General features: G+C 64.1%; 20 protein-coding genes and 1 pseudogene. 11 read left to right on the plus strand and 10 right to left on the minus strand.

What is annotated here, in order from left to right; genetic code table 11:
* Positions 1-83: 83 nt before the first annotated feature.
* A pseudogene (locus tag QN085_RS03725) lies at positions 84-656 on the minus strand (FecR family protein); the annotation flags it as partial.
* Between the two features lie 182 nt (positions 657-838).
* Between QN085_RS03725 and QN085_RS03730 the strand changes: the two are divergent.
* The 6 genes from QN085_RS03730 (at position 839) to QN085_RS03755 (ending at position 8,010) form a co-directional block, all read left to right on the plus strand.
* A complete protein-coding gene (locus tag QN085_RS03730) occupies positions 839-2,053 on the plus strand; it encodes an MFS transporter (RefSeq protein WP_023661338.1) in 1,215 nt (404 codons plus the stop codon).
* Between the two features lie 187 nt (positions 2,054-2,240).
* Positions 2,241-2,378 (plus strand): hypothetical protein, encoded by a 138-nt coding sequence (locus QN085_RS03735; RefSeq protein ID WP_164842885.1) that lies wholly within the window; start codon positions 2,241-2,243, stop codon positions 2,376-2,378.
* Positions 2,379-2,461: 83 nt separating this feature from the next.
* Positions 2,462-3,640, plus strand: coding sequence for an MFS transporter (locus QN085_RS03740; protein ID WP_023661336.1), 1,179 nt, complete (start codon positions 2,462-2,464; stop codon positions 3,638-3,640).
* Between the two features lie 74 nt (positions 3,641-3,714).
* On the plus strand, positions 3,715-4,341 hold the full coding sequence (locus QN085_RS03745; RefSeq protein WP_013970834.1) for a DNA-3-methyladenine glycosylase family protein: 627 nt from the start codon (positions 3,715-3,717) through the stop codon (positions 4,339-4,341).
* A 148-nt stretch (positions 4,342-4,489) separates the two neighbouring features.
* The gene (gene ada, locus QN085_RS03750; RefSeq protein WP_041506269.1) at positions 4,490-5,542 is read left to right on the plus strand and encodes a bifunctional DNA-binding transcriptional regulator/O6-methylguanine-DNA methyltransferase Ada; all 1,053 of its coding nucleotides are present in this window, start codon (positions 4,490-4,492) and stop codon (positions 5,540-5,542) included.
* A gap of 56 nt (positions 5,543-5,598) precedes the next feature.
* Positions 5,599-8,010 carry a DUF3772 domain-containing protein gene (locus QN085_RS03755; RefSeq protein ID WP_024086244.1) on the plus strand — a complete coding sequence of 804 codons (2,412 nt, stop codon included), beginning with the start codon at positions 5,599-5,601 and terminating at the stop codon, positions 8,008-8,010.
* 114 nt (positions 8,011-8,124) lie between these two features.
* On the opposite strand, the gene QN085_RS03760 is transcribed toward QN085_RS03755, so the two are convergent.
* The 5 genes from QN085_RS03760 to QN085_RS03780 form a co-directional block, all read right to left on the minus strand.
* Positions 8,125-9,342 (minus strand): DUF3422 domain-containing protein, encoded by a 1,218-nt coding sequence (locus QN085_RS03760; protein WP_023660617.1) that lies wholly within the window; start codon positions 9,340-9,342, stop codon positions 8,125-8,127.
* A gap of 223 nt (positions 9,343-9,565) precedes the next feature.
* On the minus strand, positions 9,566-9,811 hold the full coding sequence (locus QN085_RS03765) for a hypothetical protein (RefSeq protein WP_024086246.1): 246 nt from the start codon (positions 9,809-9,811) through the stop codon (positions 9,566-9,568).
* 420 nt (positions 9,812-10,231) lie between these two features.
* Positions 10,232-11,662 (minus strand): aldehyde dehydrogenase family protein, encoded by a 1,431-nt coding sequence (locus QN085_RS03770; RefSeq protein WP_013970839.1) that lies wholly within the window; start codon positions 11,660-11,662, stop codon positions 10,232-10,234.
* A gap of 13 nt (positions 11,663-11,675) precedes the next feature.
* Complete coding sequence (locus QN085_RS03775; protein WP_013970840.1) at positions 11,676-13,175, minus strand: purine-cytosine permease family protein; 1,500 nt, start codon at positions 13,173-13,175, stop codon at positions 11,676-11,678.
* A 92-nt stretch (positions 13,176-13,267) separates the two neighbouring features.
* Positions 13,268-13,657: a YybH family protein gene (locus QN085_RS03780; RefSeq protein ID WP_013970841.1), complete on the minus strand. Its 390-nt coding sequence runs from the start codon at positions 13,655-13,657 to the stop codon at positions 13,268-13,270.
* 431 nt (positions 13,658-14,088) lie between these two features.
* Here QN085_RS03780 and QN085_RS03785 point away from each other — a divergent pair, with 431 nt between their 5' ends.
* The gene (locus QN085_RS03785) at positions 14,089-15,108 is read left to right on the plus strand and encodes a transporter (RefSeq protein ID WP_024086247.1); all 1,020 of its coding nucleotides are present in this window, start codon (positions 14,089-14,091) and stop codon (positions 15,106-15,108) included.
* A 15-nt stretch (positions 15,109-15,123) separates the two neighbouring features.
* Here QN085_RS03785 and ehuA read toward each other — a convergent pair whose 3' ends face one another.
* The 4 genes from ehuA to ehuB all read right to left on the minus strand — a co-directional run bounded on the left by ehuA (position 15,124) and on the right by ehuB (position 18,207).
* Entirely contained in the window at positions 15,124-15,918 is a 795-nt protein-coding gene (ehuA, locus tag QN085_RS03790; protein ID WP_164842880.1) for an ectoine/hydroxyectoine ABC transporter ATP-binding protein EhuA, read from the minus strand.
* 59 nt (positions 15,919-15,977) lie between these two features.
* The gene (gene ehuD, locus QN085_RS03795) at positions 15,978-16,634 is read right to left on the minus strand and encodes an ectoine/hydroxyectoine ABC transporter permease subunit EhuD (RefSeq protein WP_003256382.1); all 657 of its coding nucleotides are present in this window, start codon (positions 16,632-16,634) and stop codon (positions 15,978-15,980) included.
* Complete coding sequence (gene ehuC, locus QN085_RS03800; protein ID WP_013970844.1) at positions 16,631-17,290, minus strand: ectoine/hydroxyectoine ABC transporter permease subunit EhuC; 660 nt, start codon at positions 17,288-17,290, stop codon at positions 16,631-16,633. The genes ehuD and ehuC overlap by 4 nt, the downstream gene beginning before the upstream one ends.
* A gap of 62 nt (positions 17,291-17,352) precedes the next feature.
* Positions 17,353-18,207, minus strand: coding sequence for an ectoine/hydroxyectoine ABC transporter substrate-binding protein EhuB (ehuB, locus tag QN085_RS03805; RefSeq protein WP_013970845.1), 855 nt, complete (start codon positions 18,205-18,207; stop codon positions 17,353-17,355).
* A 239-nt stretch (positions 18,208-18,446) separates the two neighbouring features.
* Here ehuB and ehuR point away from each other — a divergent pair, with 239 nt between their 5' ends.
* The 4 genes from ehuR to doeA all read left to right on the plus strand — a co-directional run bounded on the left by ehuR (position 18,447) and on the right by doeA (position 23,277).
* Positions 18,447-19,841 carry a MocR-like ectoine utilization transcription factor EhuR gene (gene ehuR / locus QN085_RS03810; RefSeq protein WP_031324447.1) on the plus strand — a complete coding sequence of 465 codons (1,395 nt, stop codon included), beginning with the start codon at positions 18,447-18,449 and terminating at the stop codon, positions 19,839-19,841.
* 214 nt (positions 19,842-20,055) lie between these two features.
* Positions 20,056-21,027: a hydroxyectoine utilization dehydratase EutB gene (gene eutB / locus QN085_RS03815; RefSeq protein ID WP_013970847.1), complete on the plus strand. Its 972-nt coding sequence runs from the start codon at positions 20,056-20,058 to the stop codon at positions 21,025-21,027.
* A 30-nt stretch (positions 21,028-21,057) separates the two neighbouring features.
* The gene (gene eutC / locus QN085_RS03820; protein ID WP_023661085.1) at positions 21,058-22,050 is read left to right on the plus strand and encodes an ectoine utilization protein EutC; all 993 of its coding nucleotides are present in this window, start codon (positions 21,058-21,060) and stop codon (positions 22,048-22,050) included.
* 36 nt (positions 22,051-22,086) lie between these two features.
* The gene (gene doeA, locus QN085_RS03825) at positions 22,087-23,277 is read left to right on the plus strand and encodes an ectoine hydrolase DoeA (RefSeq protein WP_013970849.1); all 1,191 of its coding nucleotides are present in this window, start codon (positions 22,087-22,089) and stop codon (positions 23,275-23,277) included.
* Positions 23,278-23,280 lie beyond the last annotated feature (3 nt).

The following is a 23,280-nucleotide window of genomic DNA, read 5'->3' on the forward strand; positions in this document are numbered from 1 at the left end:
TCTTGAACGGCCCCCCTGTCAACACTCATTTCAAAAAAAATTTGCACGCTTTCAAAAACTTAGCGGCCAGGCCCGGGTTCTGCCTTGCCCAACGGCATGTCACCGGCTTTCAACTGCCTGCTGCGCCAGCCATCGGCGGCCTTGAGGTCGGCTTTCCGTACCGGGCCGATATGCGCGCCATCGAAGGTTACCCGCTCACCCATCGATACCATGCGCTGTTCGCTGCCTTGGATAACCATGGCCTTGCCACTGAGCACCACCAGTTCGTCATGGCCTGCATGGCGGGCGACCTGCAGGCGGGTACCGAACACCTGGATGCGCGCGTCGCCCACTGCTATCTCCATGGCCCTGCCGTCGAGCATCACTTCCAGGTATACCCGGCCCTGCACCAGGTGCAGTTGGCGCGTGCGGCCACGCAGGTCGGCGTTCATCGCACTGGCGCTGCCCAGGTGCAGGGTGGTGCCATCGGCCAGGCGGATGCTGCGGCGTTCACCTGCATCGGTATGCAATTCGCTGCCCAGGCGCTGTATCAGCGGCCAGTACAGGTAGGCGGTAGCGGCCAGCCCCAGGAGGAACAATAGCGCCAGCCATTTGCCCAGATGGCTGCGGTGCGCGTTGATCTGCCGTGGACGGACGCGAACGGGCATTGGGCTCATTGGGTTGGTGTGCTCGTGATTAGGGCCGTTTCGCCCAACGATGACGGGTGTTTTGGCCAAGGATGCTAATTATATTGAGAACCATTTTCAAGTGTGTCGCGGACAAAGGAAATAAAAGGTAGCTATGTATCTATTTGTTTTCCGATAATCGGATCCCAAACTACGGACGGAGATTCAGGCACATGGCTATCAGTAGCGCCTCCACGGCGCCCACCAGTGCGGCGGCGAGCCAAGCCACGCCGCTGGTGATGCGCATAATCGGTTTCTGCGCCCTGGCGCACCTGATCAATGACCTGATCCAGTCTGTGCTGCCGGCGATCTACCCGATGCTCAAGGCCAACTACGACCTGAGTTTCGCCCAGATCGGCATGATCACCCTGACGTTCCAGATCACCGCCTCGCTGCTGCAGCCTTGGGTCGGCTTCTTTACCGATCGCCGACCGGCACCGAACCTGCTGCCACTGGGCACCCTGTGTACCCTGGTGGGTATCGTGATGCTGGCCTTCGTCGGCAGCTTCCCGATGATTCTGCTGGCCTCGGCCCTGGTGGGTATCGGTTCGTCGACCTTCCACCCGGAAACCTCGCGTATTGCGCGCCTGGCATCGGGCGGGCGCTTCGGCCTGGCCCAGTCGACCTTCCAGGTCGGTGGCAACACCGGGTCGGCTTTGGGGCCGCTGCTGGCGGCAGCCATTGTCATTCCGTTCGGCCAGAGCCACGTGGCCTGGTTCGGCCTGGCTGCGCTGTTCTTTCTCGGCGTCACCCTGATGCTGCGTGGCTGGTACAAGGAGCACCTCAACCAGGCCAAGGCGCGCAAGGCTGTGCAGGCGACCCACGGCATTTCCCGCGGGCGGGTGGTGGCGGCGCTGATCGTGCTGGGCCTGCTGGTGTTCTCCAAGTACTTCTACATGGCCAGCTTTACCAGCTATTTCACCTTCTACCTGATCGAGAAGTTCGATGTGTCGGTGGCCAGCTCGCAGCTGCACCTGTTCCTGTTCCTTGGTGCGGTGGCGGCGGGTACCTTCTTTGGCGGGCCGATCGGTGACCGCATCGGGCGCAAGGCCGTGATCTGGTTTTCGATCCTTGGCGTGGCGCCGTTCACCCTGGTGCTGCCGTATGCCGATCTGTTCTGGACCACCGTGTTGAGCGTGGTGATCGGCTTTATCCTGGCTTCGGCGTTTTCCGCGATCGTGGTGTATGCGCAGGAGCTGGTTCCGGGCAGCGTGGGCATGATTGCCGGGATCTTCTTCGGGCTGATGTTCGGCTTTGGTGGCATCGGTGCGGCCTTGCTGGGGTATGTGGCGGACCTGCGTGGCATCGAGTACGTGTACGAGGTGTGTTCGTTCCTGCCTTTGTTCGGGTTGCTGGCGGTGTTCTTGCCAAGTACCGGCAAGCGCTGATATTGCCGGGGCTGCTTTGCAGCCCATCGCGACACAAGGCCGCTCCTACAGGGGGACTGCGTACTGTTGTAGGAGCGGCCTTGTGTCGCGAAACGGCCTCGTAGAGGCCCCCTGGGCAATTGACGAGCCAACCTGCGGTGGCCTAGAGTCCGCCCTTTCTTCAACCACCTGCGTAGTAGTCAAAGCAATGTGCCGTACCCAGTCCCTGCCGAACGCCCGCCAGCCTGCCTTCCAGGCCCTGCGTCGTGCGTGGCCGCGCGACACGGTGCTCAAGCGTCGCCGCAGCGTGCTGTTTGCCTTCACCTTCTCGCCACACCTCGCCTGAACTGATCTGCGCTTTCGCGTCGCTCGCCGCCCTGGCGTGCGCGCCTGTGTCTGCACGTCTTTTCGGTTTGTAAGGAGTGGTACATGAACATGCGTTTGCTGGCGGGCCTGTTGTTCGCCGTTTCGGTCGTGGGTTTCAGTTTGGGGGCCAGCCTGCCGCTGGTGTCGTTGCGCCTGCATGAAGCCGGTGCGAGCACCCTGGAAATCGGCATCATCTCGGCCATCCCCGCTGCGGGCATGATGCTCTCGGCGTTCCTGGTCGACGCCTGCTGTCGCCACCTGACCCGGCGCACCATCTACCTGCTGTGCTTCAGCCTGTGCACGCTCAGCATTGCCTTGCTCGAGTCGGCGTTCGGCTCGCTGTGGCAGCTGGCGCTGTTGCGCCTGGGCCTGGGGCTGGGCATGGGTATCGCCATCATCCTTGGCGAGTCGTGGGTCAACGAACTGTGCCCGGAGCACAACCGCGGCAAGATCATGGCCCTGTACGCCACCAGCTTCACCGGCTTCCAGGTGCTCGGCCCGGCAATGCTGGCGGTGCTGGGCGCCGACAGCCCGTGGATCACCGGTGTGGTCACCGCCTGCTATGGCCTGGCGCTGCTGTGCATCGTGCTGACCGTACCCAACGACCATGTGGAACATGAAGAAGGTGAAAAGAGCTTCGGCCTGGCCGGTTTCTTCCGTGTGGCGCCGGCGCTATGCGTGGCGGTGCTGTTCTTCTCGTTCTTCGATGCCGTGGTGCTGTCGCTGCTGCCGGTGTATGCCACCAGCCATGGCTTTGCCGTGGGCGTGGCGGCGCTGATGGTGACCGTCGTGTTTGCCGGTGACATGTTGTTCCAGTTGCCGCTTGGCTGGTTGGCCGACCGGGTGGAGCGCACCGGGCTGCACCTGGTATGCGGGCTGCTGGCGATGGCGATCGGTATCGGCCTGCCCTGGCTGCTGAACCTGACCTGGTTGCTATGGCCGCTGCTGGTGCTGCTGGGCGCCGTGGCAGGCGGCATCTATACCCTGGCGCTGGTACTGATCGGGCAGCGCTTCAAGGGGCAGGACCTGGTTACCGCCAATGCCAGCGTGGGTTTGCTGTGGGGTGTGGGTAGCCTGGTCGGGCCGCTGGTCAGCGGTGCGGCGATGGATGTGGCGCCGCATGGTCTGCCCATCGCGCTGGCGCTGATGGCCGGGTTGTTCGTGTGCTTTGCCCGGCAGTCGTACCGGCGCACGGTGCGGTTGCGGGGCGATGGTGCCGAGCAATACCCTGCCAGGAATTAGCCGCGCAAGAATCGGCGTTTGTCCGATGAACGGCTGCGTTAAGCTGGGCCTGCAATCGACCCGTTGGAGGTGCCATGATCCTGTCCGACCTATCGCCTGAAGCCTACCGTGAGGCCACTGAATACCTTGCGGCGCTCGACCCGGACTGGTCGCGGCATATCGAGGCGACCGGGCCTTGCCTGCACCAGGCCACGCCGGGGCGTGAGCCTTACGAAGTGCTGGTGCGAGCGATTGCCTACCAGCAGTTGCATGCCCGTGCTGCCGAGGCAATTCTTGGGCGCTTGCTGGCGTTGTTCCCGGAGGCTGCGTTCCCAGGGCCGGAGCAGTTGTTGGCGGTTACACCGGAAACCATGCGCGCCTGTGGTTTTTCCGCGAGCAAGATGGCGACGATCCAGGGTATTGCCCAAGGCCGGCTGGATGGCCTGGTGCCGAGCCGGGAAGAGGCGCTGGCCATGGCTGACGAGGCGTTGATCGAACGGCTGGTGGCGTTGCGCGGGGTAGGGCGGTGGACGGTGGAGATGTTGCTGATCTACAGCCTGGCGCGTTCGGACGTTCTGCCGGTCGACGATTTTGGCGTGCGCGAGGGGTATCGGCGGCTGAAGGGGCTGGACAAGGCGCCGACGCCGGCGCAAATGCGTTCGCTGGGTGGCGGCTGGCGGCCATACCGCACCGTGGCGGCCTGGTACCTGTGGCGGGCTTGAGGTTTTGCACTGCCTGTGCCGGCCTCTTCGCGGGTAAACCCGCTCCCACAGGGATATCCACAGCCTTGAAAGGCTATGCAGTACCTGTGGGAGCGGGTTTACCCGCGAAAGGGCCGGCACAGGCAACAACCTATCTGGACATTTACCAATGAACTCCTACACCACCCCCGACCAACGCTGGCAAGCCGTAGAATCCCGCGAAACCGCCGCCACCGGCCACTTCGTCTACGCCGTGCGCACCACCGGCATCTACTGCCACCCCGGCTGCAAATCGCGTCTTGCCAAGCGAACCAATGTCGAGTTCTACGACACCCCAGCTGCCGCCGAAACCGCCGGCTACCGCGCCTGCAAACGTTGCACCGCCACCACCAGCGCCACCCGCCACAGCCAGCTGGTCACCCGCGCCTGCCGCCTGATCGAAGCCATCGACCCGGCACCCAGCCTCGACCAACTCAGCGCCCAACTGGCCGTCAGCCCTTTTCACCTGCATCGCCTGTTCAAGGCCGAAACCGGCCTGACCCCCAAGGCCTATGCCACCGCTTTCCGTGCCCGGCGCCTGCGCGCTCACCTGGAAGATGGCCAGCGCTCTGTCACCGATGCCATCTACGACGCCGGCTACAACTCCAACAGCCGCTTCTACGAAAGCGCCGACCAGCGCTTGGGCATGCGTCCGCGGCAATACCGCGCCGGCGGCGCCGGAGCAACCATCCACTTCGCCCTTGGCCAATGCTCCTTGGGTGCCATCCTGGTGGCCCAGAGCGAGAAGGGCATTTGCGCGATCCTGCTGGGCGACGATCCCGAGGCCCTGCTGCACGATCTGCAGGACCAGTTCCCCAAGGCCCACCTGGTCGGCGGCGACAGTGCTTACGAACGGTTGGTCGCCGAGGTGGTGGGATTCGTCGAAGCACCCGCCCTGGGCCTGGCCTTGCCACTGGATGTGCAAGGCACTGCGTTCCAGGAGCGGGTGTGGCAAGCCCTGCGCGAGGTGCCGGCCGGCAGCCGGGTCAGCTACACCGACATCGCCGAGCGCATCGGCGCGCCCAAGGCGGTGCGTGCGGTGGCCATGGCCTGCGCGGCCAACCACATCGCCGTGGCCATCCCCTGTCATCGGGTGGTCCGCCGCGACGGCGACATCAGTGGTTACCGCTGGGGCATCGAGCGCAAACAGCAGTTGCTCAAACGAGAAACGGCACTCTCCTGATCGCGTGAAGCCGCGTAGAATCCCCCGCCAAATCGAATTGTAAAGAGGAATATTCGATGAGGCGTGTCAGCCTTGCCCGTTATTGTCCAGGCCTGATGGTTTTCATGGCCCTGATGCTGGCCATTGCCAGCCCGGCCTGGTCGGCCCCGGCCACGCCATTGTCCAATCTGGCGGTTGCCGAAGCGGACGTGCTGGATGAAAACGCCAGCATCGAGCAGTTGAGCGAGCGGCTGGACCAGATACGCCAGGGCGTTACCAGCGACGCCAATGACGATCTGCTTTCGCAGTTGCGCCTGGGCGCAATGCAGGTGCAGCGTCAGGCCGACGCGTTGACTGCCCTGCGCACCACTGATGTTGAAAAAGTCGACGACAAGCTCAAGGTCATCGGCCCGGTCCAGCCGGACGAGGCGGCTACCCTGACCCAGCAGCGTAAAGCGCTGGAGGCCGAGAAGAAGGCCTTGGTGGCGCAGCAGGACCAAGCCTCCAAGCTGACCCAGTCGGCGCGCGACTTGTCCACGCAAATCGTCAACCTGCGCCGCAGCCAGTTCAACTCGCAGATCACCAGCCGCGCGGCCTCACCGCTGACCCCGGCATTCTGGCAGAGCATCATTCGCCCCACCCAGGACGATGTTGCACGCCTGCGTGACCTGCGTGGTGAGACGGCTGATGCCATCGGCAGTGCCTTCAGCGCTGAAAATCGCTGGTTGTTCATTACCAGCCTGGTGGCGGCAATCCTGGTCTGGACCTTGGTGCGCCGCGTGCTCGAGCGCCTTCTCGCCGGCGCCATGGTCAGCTGGCTGCCCGAAGGCCGCCTGCGCCGCAGTGCGCTGGCGCTGGGTGTCAGCCTGGCAACCTTGGGTACCATCGCCGGCTCGGTCTCGCTGCTGCGTTGGGGGCTGGAGAGCAGCGCCGAGTTGGGCGCCGATATCGCCAGCCTGGCCAATCATGTGCTCGCGCTGGTGGTGTTCAGCGCCTTCATCACCGGCCTGGGCCGCGCCATGCTGATGCTGCAGCGTCCGTCCTGGCGCCTGCCGCCTATTCACGATGAAGTGGCCAGCGCCCTGGGCTGGTTCCCCAAGGTGCTGGCGTTGGCGCTGATGGTCATGATGACCATGGAACGCATCAACAGCGTGATCGGTGCCAGCCTGGCGCTGACCGTGGCGGTCAACGGCCTGACCGCGCTGGTAGTGGCGTTCACCTTCGCCGGTGCGCTGCTGCGTTACCGTCGCACCCTGCGCAAGCATGACCTGGAGCGCCCCACAGGCCTGGCCGGGCTGATCCCGTTCGTGATGGTGATCTGGCTTACGTTGATCCTGCTGGCCTTGCTCGCCGGTTACCTGACACTCGCCTACTTCCTCACCGCCAAGCTGCTGTGGGTCAGCCTGGTGATTACCTGTGCCTACCTGCTGACCACGTTCTTTGGCGACCTCTGCGAAACCCTGCTGTCGCCCCGCCAGCCCGGCGGCCTGGCGCTGGCCTCGACCCTGGGCCTGGCGCCACGTCACCAGGCCCAGGCCAGCACCATCCTGGCCGGTATCGGCCGCACCGTGGTGCTGTTCCTGGCGTTGTTGCTGGCACTGATGCCGTCGGGCACCAGCCCCAGCGAACTGCTGTTGAGCCTGGGTGATTGGGACGAGACCGGCGGCAAGCTGCTGGGCAACATGAACATTGTCCCCCAGGACATTCTGTTGGCAGTGGTGATGTTCCTCGGCGGCCTGTTCGCCATCCGCGTGGTCAAGCGCTGGCTGAGCGATCGCCTGCTGCCGGAAACCGACATGGACGCCGGCATGCGTGCCTCGCTGGTGACTCTGGTGGGTTACCTGGGCTTTATCTTCCTGGCCATGCTGGTGATGTCGACCCTGCGCATCAACCTCACCAGCCTGACCTGGGTGGTCAGTGCCCTGTCGGTGGGTATCGGTTTCGGCTTGCAGCAGATCGTGCAGAACTTCATTTCCGGCCTGATCCTGCTGACCGAGCGCCCGGTCAAGGTGGGCGACTGGGTCAGCCTGGCGGGTGTCGAGGGCGACATTCGCCGTATCAACGTGCGCGCCACCGAGATCCAGATGTCCGACCGCTCGACGGTTATCGTGCCCAACTCGCAGTTCATCTCGCAGAACGTGCGTAACGTGACCATGGGCAACGCCCTGGGCGTGGTCGGCATTACCCTGACCATGCCGCTGGAGACCGATGCCAACCGCGTGCGTGAACTGCTGCTGGCGGCTTACCAGGAGCACGAGGCGATTCTGGATGCGCCGGCTACCTCGGTCACCTTCAAGGACCTGACCAGCAGCGGCATGGTGATAGGTGTGAGTGGTTACGTGGCGGGGCCGCGGCAGGTGTCCGGTACGCGCAGTGACCTGTTGTTCACCATCCTTGGGCGCCTGCGTGATGAAGGTATTGCCCTGTCGTCGCCGCAGAGCATGGTGTTGGTGCAAGAGAATGCACGGCCGGCTGACGAGCCGGTGTGAGCATCGGGGGCTGCGTTGCAGCCCATCGCGACACAAGGCCGCTCCTACAGGAAATGTGCAGTCCCTGTAGGAGCGGCCTTGTGTCGCGATAGGGGCGCAAGGCGCCCCCAACCCTCAATGCTGCTTGGCCTGCCTGATCCTCAGCAAAATCACCAACAACACCAACAGCACAGGCGGCGCCATGGCCAAAAGCCCATCCCGCGCCGTCAGCCCAAACCCCAGCACATTCAGCCCGCCATACAGCAGCTTGAACAAGTTCAGCAGGTAGTAGGTGATGGCAATGATCGACAGCCCCTCCACCGCCCGTTGAATCTTCACCTGGGCATCAGCCCGGGCATTGAGGCTGCGCAGGATCTCGGCGTTCTGCTCTTCCATTTCCACCTGTACCCGCGCCTGCAACAGGTCGCCCAGGTTGGCCACGTTCTTTGCCAGCTGCTCCAGGCGCTGCTCGGTGGCCGCGCAGTAGCGCACGGTTGGCTTGAACCGGCGTTCGATGAAAACCCCCAGGCGCTGGCAATCGCCCACATGGCTTTCCCGCAGCTCGCCCAGGCGTTCGAACACCAGTTGCGCATAGGCTTGCGTGGCGCCGAAGCGGTGGCGGGTTTTCACCGTACGGCTGACCACCTGGCGTGACAGGTGGGCAATGGCTTCCAGCAAGCCTTTGGAATCATGGTCATCGACACCGGCACTTCGCTCCGAGAGGTTGACCAGGGTCTTGTCGAAGGCATCCAGTTCCTGGCTGAGGTCCTTGGCCGTGGTCAGGGTCAGCGAGGCCATCATGCGGTAGGTCTCGATCTCCAGCAGACGGCGGATCATGCGGCCCTGTCGGTAGGCATTGAGGCGACGGTTGATGAACAGGAAGCGGTTGGTGCCGTCCTCGGTCAGGCGAAAATCGCTCCACACCACCGCATCGCCACCGCCGACGCAGGAGCCGCACGGGTCCTTGAAACCGTAGTGGGGCAGGTCCAGTTCGTGTTCGTCACGGACCAGCACCTGCACCGCATTGATCACTTGCGCCGCTTGCGGGGCGATAGCCTCGGCCAGCACCGGCGGCAGCGTTTGCCACTCGGTGTCGGCGGCAGTGCAGGGCACCACCAGGGTCAGGGTGAAGAACTCGGTGTGCCGTTCCCATTTGAACGGATGGCCATCCAGGCGGGTGATGCCTTGGGCGGCTGCGGTGTCCAGGGCATCCGGGCAGCATCGTTGCAGCAGTGCCGCACAGGCAGCATCGCCGCCGAGCAAGGCCAGGTGGAAGACATGCGCCGGGCCGTCGAAATACAGCGACGGGCGGGCGTGCAGTTCGTTGTGCAAGGCGGTGCGTTGAGGGTGCATGGGTGGTCCGGCCTGGTGTTGTGATTGTGGGGGTACCAGGAAGTGGGACTTTGCGGTGGGCGGGCAAAGTCACGCGGACGCAAAGTTTTGTATCGCCTGTGCCGGCCTCTTCGCGGGTAAACCCGCTCCCACAGGTACGGTGCTGCCCTTCAGGCCTGCGCTATCACTGTGGGAGCGGGTTTACCCGCGAAGAGGCCGGTGAGCCCGGCATCAATTCCAGGCCTTACTCGCGGTTCAACAGCAACTGGTTGAGCGCCCGGGTCATTTGCACGTTATGCACGGTATTGACCAACAACCCGATGCCCGGTTCGCCAGCGTTGGCGCAGATGTATTCGTCGAGGGTGTCCTCAATGCCGAGCAGCAATTGCGAGACGTAACGAAGTGCCTCGGGTGAGGGCAAGTCGTTGTTGATGGTGTAGAACGGGCGGGAGCCAGGTTTTACAGGTGGATCGGGCACAAGTTTATTCATTGCGTTTCCCTAGGTCGGTCAGGAGCTACCACCTCATTCCCTCTCACAGGATCGGGTGGCAGCCGTACGCGGGGTGAGAGACCGGAGACCTAGGAACCCGGCCAGGACCAAGCCTGCCCGCGCACAGCTACCGTTGAGGTTGCAACCAGATCAGCACGGGCTCTCACACCCGGTCGCCATTTGTGACGACCCAGGGAAATTAGCCCTGATGCTCCTGTTCAACAACAGAGAAACGGCTGCGGCGCGGGTAGGATAATTCCCAAGCTACTTCCAGCTGAAGCATTTGGTTTCAGGTTGGGAAAAGTCTTACATCTGAGGGGGGCAAGGCGAGGGCTTCGCCCTCGATCGCCGGCAAGCCAGCTCCCACAGGGATGGCATATGGCTTGCCGGCGAAAGGGCCGCAAAGCGGCCCCGGAAATCTCAACCCAGACAGCGCGTCACATGCTTGACCGACTGGTAGGCCGACAACCCCCAAGGCCCCAGCTCACGCCCGATCCCGCTACCCTTGGTGCCACCCCACGAGGTCTCGACGAACACCGCCTGCACCGAGTTGATCCACACATGGCCAACCTCCAGCGCATCGGCCACCCGCTCGGCGCGCTCCAGATCGGCGGAGCACACCGTAGCCACCAGCCCGAAGCGGCTATCGTTGGCCTCGGCAATCGCCTGTTCCTCGGTCGCAAAGCGACGCGCGCACAGCACCGGGCCAAAGATTTCCTCGGTCCACAGGCGGCTGTCTTTCGGCACATCGGCATACAGCGTCGGGCTGACGAACCAGCCATCACGGTCCAGCGCCTTGCCACCGGCCAGGCACTGCAGGCCTTCTTCCCGCGCCGTGGCAAAGTAGCCGGCCACCTTCAGCCACTGCGCCTGGCTGGTCAGCGGCCCCATGTCGACCTCTTCGGTCAATGGATTACCGACCCGTAGCTGCTCCAGTGCGGCCTGCAAACGCGGCAGCAATGCATCGGCAATGCCGTCCTGCACCAGCAGCCGCGAAGTGGCCGAGCACATCTGCCCGGCGTTCCAGGTGATGCCGGCGACGATCCATTCCACTGCCTGGCCCACGTCGCAATCATCGAACACCACGATCGCCGACTTGCCGCCCAGCTCCAGCGTCACCGGCCGGCACTGCGCCGAAGCGCTGCGCATTACCTGGCTGCCGACACTATTGCTGCCGGTGAACGACAGCTTGTCCAGGCCATTGTGGTTGCTCAGTGCAGCGCCGGTTTCGGCCTTGCCGTTGACGATGTTCAACACCCCGGCCGGCAGCTCCAGGGCATCGGCGATCTGGCCATAGGCCTGTTCGATCAGCGGGGTGACTTCCGATGGCTTGAGCACCACGGTGCAACCAGCGGCCAGGGCCGGGGCGAGCTTCCAGGCGCTGGTCACTAGCGGGAAATTCCACGGTACGATCAGGCCGACCACGCCCACTGGTTCCAGGCGGGTGCGAGCGCTGAAACCCGGCGCAGCCAGCGGCACATCGCGGTTCTTCGATGGCAGTTGCTCGGCCAGTTCGGCGTAGTAGCCGAAGGTGGCGATGGCGTCGTCCAGGTCGATTTCCGCCTCGTGACGTGGCTTGCCGTTGTTGCGCATCTGCAAGGTGATCAATGCTTCACGGCGCTGCCCGAGTTGTTCGGCAAAGCCGCGCAGGTAGGCGGCGCGTTCGCTGGCGCTGGTGTTTTTCCAGGCGGGTAGGGCGCCACGGGCAGCGGTCACTGCCTGGTCTACCTGGGCGACGCTGGCGGCCTTCAGTTCGGCAAACGGTTGCCCAAAGGCCGGGTCATTGACGCTGATGCAGTCGCTGCCCTGGCCTTCGACCCAGCGGCCGGCGATGTAGTGGGAAGTGGTCATGGTCGGTTTCCAGTCAGGCCGTTTCGGCGGTGGTTACCGGCGAGTGCGCGGTGCTTTTGCAACGCACCCAACGCGGGCCCTGGGGGCCATACACGCCGGCAGGTTCGGGGAACAGGTTGAGCAGCAGCAGGTACAGCACACCGGCCAGCCCCAGGGTGACCGGCAGGCTCAGGTCGATGCCGCCGGCCAGGTCGCCCAGTGGGCCGACGAACTGTCCTGGCAGGTTGACGAAGCACAGGCCCACCGCCGCGCTGGGGATCCACGCCCCCATGCCGCGCCAGTTCCAGCCATGCAGGAACCAGTAGTGGCCGCCACGCTGGCCGCGGGTGAACACCTGCAGGTCGTCGGCATGGTAGAAGCCGCGGCGGGTGATCAGGCCGAGGATCATGATCACCATCCACGGGCTGGTGCAGGTGATGATCAGCACAGCGAAGGTCGACACGCTCTGCACCAGGTTGAAGGTGAAGCGGCCGATGAAGATGAAACCGATCGCCAGCACGCCAATCAGCAGGGTGGCGCCGGCACGGCTGAGCAGGCGTGGGAACACGCTGGACATGTCCAGGCCAGTACCGTACAGCGCGGTGGTGCCGGTCGACATGCCGCCGATCACCGCAATCAGGCACACCGGCAGGAAGAACCAGCTTGGCGCCACCGCCAGCAGGCCACCGACGTAGTTGTTGGCGGCGATGTAGTCCGGCGCCTGGGTGGCCACCAGGGTGGCGGTGCACAGGCCGAACAGGAACGGGATCAGTGTCGCGCCCTGGGCCGCGATCACTGCCAGCATGATGCGAGCCTTTGGGGTTTCACGCGGGATGTAGCGTGACCAGTCGCCGAGGAACGCACCGAACGACACCGGGTTGCTCATGGCCAGGATCGCCGCACCGACGAATGCCGCCCAGAAGCCCGCCTGGCCGAGGTTTACGCTACCCGCATAACCGGCGTCGAACGGCCCGGCAAAGGCAACGATGCCCAGCAGGAACAGCAGGCTCGAGGCCCACACGGCGATTTTGTTGACCCACAGCATGAAGCGGAAGCCAAAGATACACACCACCAGCACCAGCACCGCGAACAGGCCGTAGGCCAGGCCCAGGGTCAGGTCGGTTTCCGGCAGGCCGGCCAGGCGCTTGGCACCGCCGACCAGGGCGTCGCCCGAGCTCCACACCGACAGCGAAAAGAATGCCACCGCGGTGAGCAGCGACAGGAACGAACCGACGATGCGCCCGTGCACGCCAAAGTGCGCACCCGACGACACCGCGTTGTTGGTGCCGTTGAGCGCGCCGAACAGGCCCATGGGCGCGAGGATCAGCGCGCCTACGCCGACGCCGAGCAGGATCGCCCACACGCCGGCCTGGAACGACAGCCCGAACAGCACCGGGAAGCTGCCCAGCACGGCCGTGGCGAAGGTATTGGCGCCGCCGAAGATCAGGCGGAACAGGTCCAGCGGGGAGGCGTCGCGTTGATCGTCGGGGATCTGTTCGACGCCGTTGGTCTCGATACCGGTCGAGTGGCTCATGGTGATGCTCCAGCGCGGTTGTTGTGGGCCGGCGCAGTGCGCGGGCCTTCTTGTGGGTGCGATGGCAGGGCGGCAGGGCCGCGTAAAGGGGATCAGGCCGGCGATACGACCGACAGGTGCTCGTGGCAGGCCAGCCACCGTTCGCCGTGGCGGCGGAAGACAATGGTTTCGCGCTCGCTCAACTGGTGTTCTTCGCCGGCGATGCGGATGTGCGTGGCCACATCATGCATGAAGATCGCCATGTCACCTTGCAGGCTCACCTGGGCATTGCCCGATTCGCAGGCGAGCACGGCAAACCCGTCGGCCTGCCATTGGGCCCAGAGTTGCTCGTAGGCATGGCGCGACAGCAGCGGTTGCGGCAGGGTGTGGAAAAGGAAGGTGGCGTCTTCGCTGAAGCAGGCGAAATAGCGAGCGGTGTCGTTGCTGGCGAACGCCGCAACGAGGTCGGCGGCGGCTTGCCGTACCTGGAGTGTCTGGTCCACGGGAGTGGCCTCACGGTTCTTGTGATTGTGGTGAAGCGATTCTGGTGGCGGTTGGCGAGGGGAAAAATCGCTGCGGGCAAATAATCAGTTCAGGAATTTGTGAAGTGATGGAGGCGCTTTCTCAGGTTTCGCACTGCGCATCCTGTGGGAGCGGGTGTGCCCGCTCTCATAAGGCTGCACATAACTCATTGAATTAGCAGGGACCCTGTGGGAGCGGCTTTAGCCGCGAACACCGGCGCAGCCGGTGCCATGCACCGCGTTGGATTCTTCGCGGCTAAAGCCGCTCCCACAGGGTATGCGGACCGCTTGCGAATTCGGCTCTCTACGCGACAGCGCAGCCCAAAGGGCTTTCAGCTATCCAGCTGTCATCTGACTGCAACGAATATTCAGCAACCTTTCTGCCATCTCCCCGTGCCTCATTGCGAGTTCGAATGGGCCATCCCGCGCTGCATCTGCCACAGGACCACGACCTGTTCGGCCTGCTCTACGCCTTCGCCTTCCGCCCTGGCCAGCCGGGGCGCGAAATCGATTCGGCGCAGTTGTTGCGCACGCTCGGCCAGCCGCTGGAACCTGGCGAGTTTCTCTGGGTGCACCTGAACCTGGCCCACGCTGCCTGCGAACGCTGGTTGCGTACCCACCTGCAGTTGCCCGAAGCCTTCTTCGAAACCCTGCGCGAAGGTTCGCGCTCGACCCGTATCGAACACGCCGACTCGGCGCTGCTGGCGGTGGTCAACGATGTGGTGTTCAACTTCGGCCTGGTGTCCTCGGACATCTCCACGCTGTGGGCCTGCGCCAGCAGCCAGTTGCTGGTAAGCGCGCGGTTGCAGCCGCTGCATTCGGTGGACAAGCTGCGCTCGTCGGTCAAGCATGGCGAGCGCTTTCATTCGTCCATCGAGTTGCTGGTCCATCTGTTGCGCGACCAGGGCGATGTGCTGACCCAGATCGTGCGTGAAACCACCACCAGCGTCGACCGCATCGAAGACCAGTTGCTGTCCCAGCGCCTGAGCGACAACCGCGCCGAACTGGGCAGCATGCGCCGGGTGCTGGTGCGCTTGCAGCGCCTGCTGGCGCTGGAGCCGGGGGCGCTGCTGCGCCTGCTCAACCGGCCGCCCGACTGGCTGCAGGAACAGGACATACGCCAGCTGCGCGCGGCCACAGAAGAGTTCACCCTGGTGATCAGCGACCTCACCGCCCTCGGTGAGCGGATCAAGCTGTTGCAGGAAGAAATCGCCGCCAAGCTCAACGAACAGACCAACCGCACCCTGTTCACCCTGACCGTGGTGACCGTGCTGGCGCTGCCCATCAACATCATCGCCGGTTTCTTCGGCATGAATGTCGGGGGTGTGCCGCTGGCGGAAAACCCCCATGGTTTCTGGGTGCTGGTGGCCCTGGTGGCGACCTTCACCGTGCTGGTGGGGCGCTGGGCGTTTCGCAAGCGGCGCGAGTACTGACGCGACGATCGCCGGTCAGTTCGCCTCCCGCACTGCACTGAGGAACGCCCGGGTCCGCTCCTGTTGCGGGTTTTCGAAGATCTGCGCCGGCGTCCCCTGTTCGTGGATCTGCCCCTTGTAGAAGAAGCACACCCGATCCGCGAACTCCCTGGCAAAGCCCATCTGATGCGTCACCATCAGCATGGTCAGGTTGTGTTCGCTGCCCAACCGGCGGATCACGTTCAGCACCTCGCCACACAGTTCCGGGTCCAGCGCCGAGGTCACTTCGTCGAACAGCATCACCTTGGGTCGCATCGCCAGCGCCCGGGCAATCGCCACGCGTTGTTGCTGACCTCCGGACAATTGCGACGGGTAATGCTCGAACTTGTTGCCCAGGCCAACCATCTCCAGCAGCTCCGCAGCCCGTTCGCGCGCCTCGGAGGGCTTCACGCCCAGTACCTGGACCGGGGCTTCGATCACGTTCTGCAAGGCACTCATGTGCGGGAACAGGTTGAAACTCTGGAACACCATGCCGATCTTCGCGCGCACTTTGCGTACATGGCGCTCGTTGGCGATGAGCTGCTGGCCGTTGCGCCCGGGCATGTGGGTGAGCGATTCGCCATCGACTTCGATCATGCCCTGGTCAATGCCTTCAAGCGTCATCAGTACCCGCAGCAACGTCGATTTGCCCGAGCCGCTGGGGCCGATGATCGCCACCTTTTCGCCGGGGGCGACATCGAGGTTGAGGCCGTCGAGCACGGTGAAGCTGCCGTAGCGTTTGGTCACGTCCTTGAAGCTGACGATCGGTTGGGCAATGGCCGGTGTGGGCATGTGGGTGTCCAGCGGCTGGGTGGCGGTGGCAGTGGCGAAGTGGGTCACAGGGGCGATCATCAGCGGAGCTCCAGGCGCACTTCAAGGCGCCGAACGAGGTAGGCCAGAGCGACGCTCAAGGCCAGGAAGAACAGACCGACCAGGGTGATCGGCTCGAGGTAGCGGAAGCTTTCGGAGCCGACGTTCTTGGCCTGCTGCATGATTTCCACCACGGTGATGGCCGACAGCACCGGGGTGTCCTTGAGCATGGCGATCAGGTAGTTGCCCAACGGCGGCAGGATCGGGCGAATCGCCTGGGGCAGGATGACTGCCCGGTAGGCGGTCCACGGCGCGAAGTTGAGGGCGACCACCGCTTCCCACTGGCTGCGCGCCACCGAGTCGAGGCCGCCGCGGTAAACCTCGGCCAGGTAACAGGCGTAGTGCACGCCGATACCGATGATGCCGGCCTGCATGGCCGTCATGTTCACCCCGTAGTTGGGCAGCACGTAGTAGAGGAAATACACTTGGATCAGCAGCGGCGTACTGCGGATGAACTCGATCAGCAATGCCACCGGCCACGACAGCCAGGCCTGGCGGCTGCGTCGGGCAATGGCCAGGAACAGGCCCAGCACCACTGCGATCAGGAAGCCAACCAAGGTGATGCCCAGGGTTTTCAGCGACGCCTGCAGCAAGTCGGGGAGGATTTGCGCGACGTAGTTCCAGTCCCAGAAATTCATGACAGGCTCCCCCGCAGGCGACCACGGCTCAGGCGCCGTTCGACCCGACGCATGAGGAAGTTGATGACCTGCGCCAGGACGAAGTAGAGCAGCAGGGTGAGGCTGAAGATTTCCAGGGTCTGGAAGGTCGCCTGGTCCAGCTGACGGGCGCGGAAGCTAAGGTCCGACAGGGTGATCAGCGACACCAGCGAGGTGTTCTTCAGCAGTTCGATCAGCAGGTTGGTGCCAGGTGCGATGGCCGCCAGCAATGCCTGCGGCAGGATGATCCGCCGGAAGCGGGTGGTGGCGGGCATGTTCAGCGCGGTGCAGGCTTCGTACTGCCCCTTGGCCACCGAGCTGATCGCCCCGCGCATCACTTCGGCACCGTAGGCACCGATGTGCAGCCCGAGGCCGACGATGGCCACGGTGTAGGCGCTGAGTTCGACGTTGAACGGTGGCAGCGGCAATACGAAGAACAGCCAGAACAACTGCACCAGCAGCGAGGTGCCACGGAACAGCTCGATGTAGGCCACGCACAGCCAGCTCAATGGCCGCCATGACGAACGCCGGCCGAGGGCGGCGAGGATCGCGGCGACGATGGCCAGCAGCGAGCCGAAGAAGGTCACCTGGATGGTGATCCAGGCGCCTTGCAGTAACAACGGTATCAATTCACCCATGGTTCGACCTGAATAATCGGATTACACAGGGAATGGCACGGCAAGCGCCATGCCACCTCGATTCACTGCTGGGCACAGAGCTCGGCGGCGGTCTTGTCAGTCACGTTGCTGCGGTCGAAGCCGAACGGCGCGACGGTCTTCAGATGCTCCTCGCTGCCCAGCCACTTCTTCATCTCGGCGTTGACCGCGTCGCGCAGGGCTTTGTCCTCGGGGCGGAAGGCCAGGGCACCGTAGCCGGTGTGGGCCGGGTCATCCGTGAAGTCGCTGATCGCCTCGACCTTGTCGCCACCCTTTTTCGCCAGGCCCTTCATGGTCAGCTGGGTGCCCACGGCAGCATCGGCGCGGCCGGCACGCACGGCCTGCAACTGGGCGGTGGTGTCCGGCACCTGAAGGATCTGCGCATCGGTGATGCCGGAGTCGCGGGCATAGGCGAGGTTGACCGTGCCGGCCATGATCGCCAGCTTCACGTCCGGGCTCCTGGCGATGTCGGCGTAGCTGTGCAGGTTCTTCGGATTGCCCTGTGCCACCAGCAGGGTGTCGGGCAGGGCGTACTGCGGGTCGGTGAAGATCACCTGCTTGCAGCGTGCGGGGGTGATGTACATGCCTGCTGCAATCACATCGAAGCGCCCGGCGCGCAAGCCCGGGATCAACGAACCCCACTCGGTGAGCACGCCATCGACCTGCTTGATGCCCATTTTCTCGAAGATGATCTTGGCGATTTCCGGTGACTCACCGGTTACACGGCCATCGGTTTCGGTGAAGGCGAACGGGGTTTCGTTGGCGTAGCCGATGCGGATGCGGCTGGTTTCCTTGATCTCGTCCAGGCTGGCGGCCTGGGCGCTGGCGAGCACACCGACGGCGGCACAGGCCATCAGCAGGCGCTGGAAGGGGCGTGGAACGTTGAAAGGCTGGCTCATCAATGAAGCTCCTGTTTGTTATAAAAACCGTCGTCGACGGCTCTGTGTTAGGAGGCAGTGGAGCAAAACAGCGATAGCAGGTCGGTCTTTTGTTCGAGGCTGCCAGGCAGCGGGAGTTCGACCTTGGGGCGAGCATACAAAAGCTGAAACGGCGATGGCATTGCACTAGGACAATTGCCCGAAGCACTTGTACGGGGGATGCTGTGACCCTGGCCCCGGCAAGCGAAGCGAACCTCATGATGAACAGTTGGAAGGCAGCCCTGGACGCGGCCCGCATCGGCGAGTCCAAATACAAGATCCTGGTCCAGGCCGTCACCGGCGAGATCGAGCGCGGCGTATTGGTACATGACCAGCGCCTGCCACCGCAGCGACAGGTAGCCGATGCCCTAGGCATCAGCGTGCAGACCGTGACCAATGCCTACAAGGAACTCGAGCGCCAAGGCCTGGTACGTTGCGAGATCGGCCGTGGCAGTTTCGTCAGCCGGCGCATGAGCGACCGTGTGTCGGATGACATCATCGACCTGCCCGAGCGTACCCTGGTCGACTTCTCCATCACCCGCATCCTGCACACCCAGGTGCATGAGCGCATCTGGCGCGACACTTGCGCCGAGCTGGCCGTGGAAGAGGAGCAGCCGTGGATCCATGCCTACCGGCCCATCGCCGGTTTCGAGAGCCACCGCGAGGCCGCGGTGCGCTGGCTTGCCGGCCTGGGCATGCAGGTCGAGCGTGACGATGTGCTGGTAACCAACGGCGCCGCCCACGCCATCTTCCTGGCCCTGGCCTCGCTGGCCGGGCCGGATGATGTGGTGCTGTGCGAGGGGTTGACCGACCATGGCGTGATCGGCAATTCACAGGTGCTCGGTTTCACCCTCAAGGGCCTGGAGATGGACCGCGAGGGCATCAACCCGGAACATTTCGAGGACATCTGCAGCAACGAGCGGGTGACCGCGCTGGTGTGCACACCCAACCTCAACAACCCGACCGTCAGCCTGATGCCCGACAGCCGGCGCCAGGAGATTGCCGAAATTGCCCGGCGCTTTGGCGTGCATATCATCGAAGATGACGTTTACGGCCCGCTACTGGGTGGCAGCCATGCCAGGCCGCTCAGTTCCTATGCGCCGGAGCTGTCGTTCTACTGCACCAGCATGACCAAATCGGTGCTTACCGGCCTGCGCGTGGGCTATCTGGCCATGCCCAAGCGGCTGGCGCTGCGCACCGAGAGCATCTTGCGGGTCAACAGCTGGATGGCCACGCCCCTGGTGGCGGAGATTGCATCGCGCTGGATCAACGACGGGCGCGCGGCGCAACTGGTGGCGCTGCAGCGCACCTTGCTGGGCGAGCGTCAGGCGTTGTTGCGTGAGTACCTGGGGGAGTATGTGCGTGGTCAGCACGCCCATGCCTTGGGTGCCTGGCTGAACATTCCCGAGCGCTGGGAAGTGGACAGCCTGGTGCGTGCCTTGCGCCGCCGGCAGATTGCGGTGACGCCGCCGGAGCCGTTCCTGGTGCGCGGTACACCGCGGCCACGGGCCGTGCGCTTGTGCGTGGGCGCCGAGTGTTCCGAGGCAAAGTTGCGCCAGGCCTTTGGCGATATGCGGGAGTTGTTCGGGCAGTATCCGCAGATCCACGAGCTTTGAGCGGCCTGTACCGGCCTCTTCGCGGGTAAACCCGCTCCCACAGGAATCGCGCATTTCCTGAACCCCGCACGGAACCTGTGGGAGCGGGTTTACCCGCGAAGAGGCCGGTACAGGCAAAAACAAATTCCCCGGCAAATTGCCCTAGTACATTCAGCACGACAATTTTCGCCTCATACACTCCGCCCAACATCAGCTCACTTGTTGGGTCCCGGTCATGTCAGCGCTCTCGCTTCACGATCTCTACCTCGCCCGCCAGCGTATCCACGGCCTGGTGCGCAGCACGCCGCTGGAACTTTCCCCCAGCCTGTCACGGCGCCTGGGCACGCCGGTCTACCTGAAGCTCGAGGCCCTGCAGACTACCGGCAGCTTCAAGCTGCGCGGGGCCAGCAATGCCATCGCCGCACTCAGCGCTGAACAACGCGCTTGCGGCGTGGTTACGGCCTCCACCGGCAATCACGGCCGGGCGGTGGCCCACGCTGCTGCGCAACTGGGCGTGAAGGCAACCGTGTTTCTTTCGCAACTGGTGCCAGCCAACAAAGTCCAGGCCATCCGCGATCTGGGCGCCGAAGTGTGCATCGTCGGCCACTCCCAGGACGATGCCCAGCAGGCCGCGCAACAACATGCCGATCAACAGGGCGCAACCCTGATCCCACCTTTCGATCACCCTCAGGTCATCGCCGGCCAGGGCACGTTGGGCCTGGAAATCATCGAGCAGTTGCCCGAGGTGGAGCAGGTGCTGATTCCGCTCTCCGGTGGTGGCCTGTTCGCAGGTGTGGCGTTGGCCATGAAAAGCATCAAGCCGGCGATCACCACCCATGGCATCAGCATGCAGCGCGGCGCGGCGATGTACGCCAGCCTGCAGGCCGGCAGGCCGGTCGAGGTTGAGGAGCTGCCGACACTCGCTGACTCGCTCGGCGGCGGCATCGGCCTGGGCAACCAGCACACCCTGAACATGACCCAGCGTCTGCTCGACCAACTCCACCTGCTGCCGGAAGCGTCGATCGCCAATGGCATGCGCCACGCCTACCAGCACGAACGGTTGGTACTCGAAGGTGCCGGTGCAGTCGGCATCGCCGCGCTGCTCGACGGCTTGGTGACGGCCCGCGGCCCGGTGGTGGTGGTGGTCAGCGGGCGCAACGTCGACAGCGCACAGCATCAGCGCGTCATCAATGGCGGCGACGCCTGAAATTCACGTTCCTTCACTGGAGGTATTCGAATGCCGGCCATCACCTTGCTCAGCGAAGCCGACCTGCGTAGCTGCATTACCCTCGACCGCGACGCGATCGATGCCATCGAGCAGGCCTTTGCCCTGCTTGCCACGGCCAATGTGGCGATGCCGCCGATCCTGCGCCTGGATGTGCCCGAGCACAACGGCGAGGTGGACGTGAAAACCGCCTACCTGCCTGGTCTGGAGCGTTTCGCGATCAAGGTCAGCCCAGGCTTTTTCGACAACCCCAAGCTTGGCCTGCCCAGCCTCAACGGCATGATGATGCTGCTGTCGGCCCGCACTGGCCTGCTCGACGCCTTGCTCCTCGACAATGGCTACCTCACCGCCGTGCGCACCGCTGCAGCCGGTGCGGTGGCTGCCCGCTGGCTGTCGCGGCAGGACAGCCGCAGCGTGGCCTTGATCGGCAGTGGCGAACAGGCACGCCTGCAGCTGCAGGCACTGCGTCTGGTGCGGCCGATCGAGCAGGTCAAGGTGTGGGGGCGCAATGCGCAGAGAACCGCAGCGTTATGTGATGACCTGGGACGTGATGGGCAACTGCAGGTACAGGCCTGCGACAGTGTCGACCAGGCCATGCAGGCGGTCGATATCGCCATCACCTGCACCCCCAGCCGCGAGCCGCTTATCCAGCCGCATCACCTGCAACCGGGGCTGCACATCACTGCCATGGGCTCGGATGCCGAGCACAAGAACGAGATCGCGCCCACGGCCCTGGCCCGGCTCGACCGTTATGTGGCCGACCGCCTGAGCCAGACCCGCGTGCTGGGCGAACTGCACCACGCCTTGCGCGCTGGCGTGGTCAGCGAACAGGCCGTTCATTCCGAGCTGGGCCAGATCATCGCCGGCCTGCACCCGGGCCGTGTGCAGGCCGAAGAGGTCACCCTGTGCGACCTGACCGGCACCGGGGCCCAGGACACCGCCATCGCCAACCTTGCCTTCGAACGCGCAATCGCCGCCAACAAAGGCCTGGCGTTTCACAGCTGACAGTTTTCACAACCCACTCACAAGAAGGGCATCCGTATGTCACAGACAGTGGTCAACCTGCCGTTCAGCCGGCAGGAGTACGCCCAGCGCCTGGCCAAGACCCGCGCTGCCATGCAGGCACAGGGCCTGGAGCTTTTGCTGGTTACCGATCCATCGAACATGGCCTGGCTCACCGGCTATGACGGCTGGTCGTTCTACGTGCACCAGTGCGTGCTGCTGGCGCTCGATGGCGAGCCGATCTGGTTTGGCCGCGGCCAGGACGCCAATGGCGCAAGGCGCACGGTGTTCATGCAGCACGACAACATCGTCGGCTACCCGGATATCTATGTGCAGTCACGCGAGCGCCACCCGATGGACTACCTGTGCCAGGAGGTGATTCTGGCCAAGGGCTGGGGCGGCCTGAGCATCGGCGTGGAGATGGACAACTACTACTTCAGCGCGGCGGCCTACCAGGCGCTGTGCAAGCACTTGCCGCAGGCGCGCTTCAGCGATGCCGCCGGGCTGGTCAACTGGCAGCGGGCGGTCAAGTCGCCGCAGGAAATCGAATACATGCGTATCGCCGCGCGCATCGTCGAACAGATGCACGGGTGCATCCTCGAACGCATCGAGCCCGGCATGCGCAAGAACGAGCTGGTGGCCGAGATCTACCGCAGCGGCATCCTCGGTGTCGATGGCCACGGTGGCGACTACCCGGCCATCGTGCCGTTGTTGCCGACTGGCGCTGATGCCAGCGCGCCGCACCTGACCTGGGACGATTCACCGTTCACCCGCGGCGCCGGCACGTTCTTCGAGATTGCCGGCTGCTACAAGCGCTACCACTGCCCGCTGTCGCGTACCGTGTACCTGGGCAAGCCGCCGCAACACTTTCTCGATGGCGAAAAGGCGGTGGTCGAAGGTATCGCGGCCGGCCTCGATGCCGCGCGGCCAGGCAATACCACCGGTGACATCGCCAGGGCGTTCTTCCGTGTGCTGGAGAAGTTCGGCATACACAAGGACAGCCGCTGTGGTTACCCGATCGGTATCAGTTACCCGCCAGATTGGGGCGAGCGCACCATGAGCCTGCGCCCGAGCGACACCAGCGTGCTGCAACCGGGCATGACCTTCCACTTCATGCCGGGGCTGTGGATGGACGACTGGGGCCTGGAGATCACCGAAAGCATCCTCATCACCGAGACCGGGGTCGAGACCCTGTGCAACGTGCCGCGCCAGCTGTTCGTGAAGGACTGACCC

This window comes from Pseudomonas sp. M2(2023), from assembly GCF_030263955.1.
GTDB lineage: Bacteria > Pseudomonadota > Gammaproteobacteria > Pseudomonadales > Pseudomonadaceae > Aquipseudomonas > Aquipseudomonas asiatica.

What these genes read in the sequence shown, in the direction of transcription:
- QN085_RS03730 (WP_023661338.1), top strand. Translation starts at nt 839, where the DNA reads ATGGCTATCAGTAGCGCCTCCACGGCGCCCACCAGTGCGGCGGCGAGC.
- QN085_RS03735 (WP_164842885.1), top strand. Translation starts at nt 2,241, where the DNA reads ATGTGCCGTACCCAGTCCCTGCCGAACGCCCGCCAGCCTGCCTTCCAG.
- QN085_RS03740 (WP_023661336.1), top strand. Translation starts at nt 2,462, where the DNA reads ATGAACATGCGTTTGCTGGCGGGCCTGTTGTTCGCCGTTTCGGTCGTG.
- QN085_RS03745 (WP_013970834.1), top strand. Translation starts at nt 3,715, where the DNA reads ATGATCCTGTCCGACCTATCGCCTGAAGCCTACCGTGAGGCCACTGAA.
- ada (WP_041506269.1), top strand. Translation starts at nt 4,490, where the DNA reads ATGAACTCCTACACCACCCCCGACCAACGCTGGCAAGCCGTAGAATCC.
- QN085_RS03755 (WP_024086244.1), top strand. Translation starts at nt 5,599, where the DNA reads ATGAGGCGTGTCAGCCTTGCCCGTTATTGTCCAGGCCTGATGGTTTTC.
- QN085_RS03760 (WP_023660617.1), bottom strand. Translation starts at nt 9,342, where the DNA reads ATGCACCCTCAACGCACCGCCTTGCACAACGAACTGCACGCCCGCCCG.
- QN085_RS03765 (WP_024086246.1), bottom strand. Translation starts at nt 9,811, where the DNA reads ATGAATAAACTTGTGCCCGATCCACCTGTAAAACCTGGCTCCCGCCCG.
- QN085_RS03770 (WP_013970839.1), bottom strand. Translation starts at nt 11,662, where the DNA reads ATGACCACTTCCCACTACATCGCCGGCCGCTGGGTCGAAGGCCAGGGC.
- QN085_RS03775 (WP_013970840.1), bottom strand. Translation starts at nt 13,175, where the DNA reads ATGAGCCACTCGACCGGTATCGAGACCAACGGCGTCGAACAGATCCCC.
- QN085_RS03785 (WP_024086247.1), top strand. Translation starts at nt 14,089, where the DNA reads ATGGGCCATCCCGCGCTGCATCTGCCACAGGACCACGACCTGTTCGGC.
- ehuA (WP_164842880.1), bottom strand. Translation starts at nt 15,918, where the DNA reads ATGCCCACACCGGCCATTGCCCAACCGATCGTCAGCTTCAAGGACGTG.
- ehuD (WP_003256382.1), bottom strand. Translation starts at nt 16,634, where the DNA reads ATGAATTTCTGGGACTGGAACTACGTCGCGCAAATCCTCCCCGACTTG.
- ehuC (WP_013970844.1), bottom strand. Translation starts at nt 17,290, where the DNA reads ATGGGTGAATTGATACCGTTGTTACTGCAAGGCGCCTGGATCACCATC.
- ehuB (WP_013970845.1), bottom strand. Translation starts at nt 18,207, where the DNA reads ATGAGCCAGCCTTTCAACGTTCCACGCCCCTTCCAGCGCCTGCTGATG.
- ehuR (WP_031324447.1), top strand. Translation starts at nt 18,447, where the DNA reads ATGAACAGTTGGAAGGCAGCCCTGGACGCGGCCCGCATCGGCGAGTCC.
- eutB (WP_013970847.1), top strand. Translation starts at nt 20,056, where the DNA reads ATGTCAGCGCTCTCGCTTCACGATCTCTACCTCGCCCGCCAGCGTATC.
- eutC (WP_023661085.1), top strand. Translation starts at nt 21,058, where the DNA reads ATGCCGGCCATCACCTTGCTCAGCGAAGCCGACCTGCGTAGCTGCATT.
- doeA (WP_013970849.1), top strand. Translation starts at nt 22,087, where the DNA reads ATGTCACAGACAGTGGTCAACCTGCCGTTCAGCCGGCAGGAGTACGCC.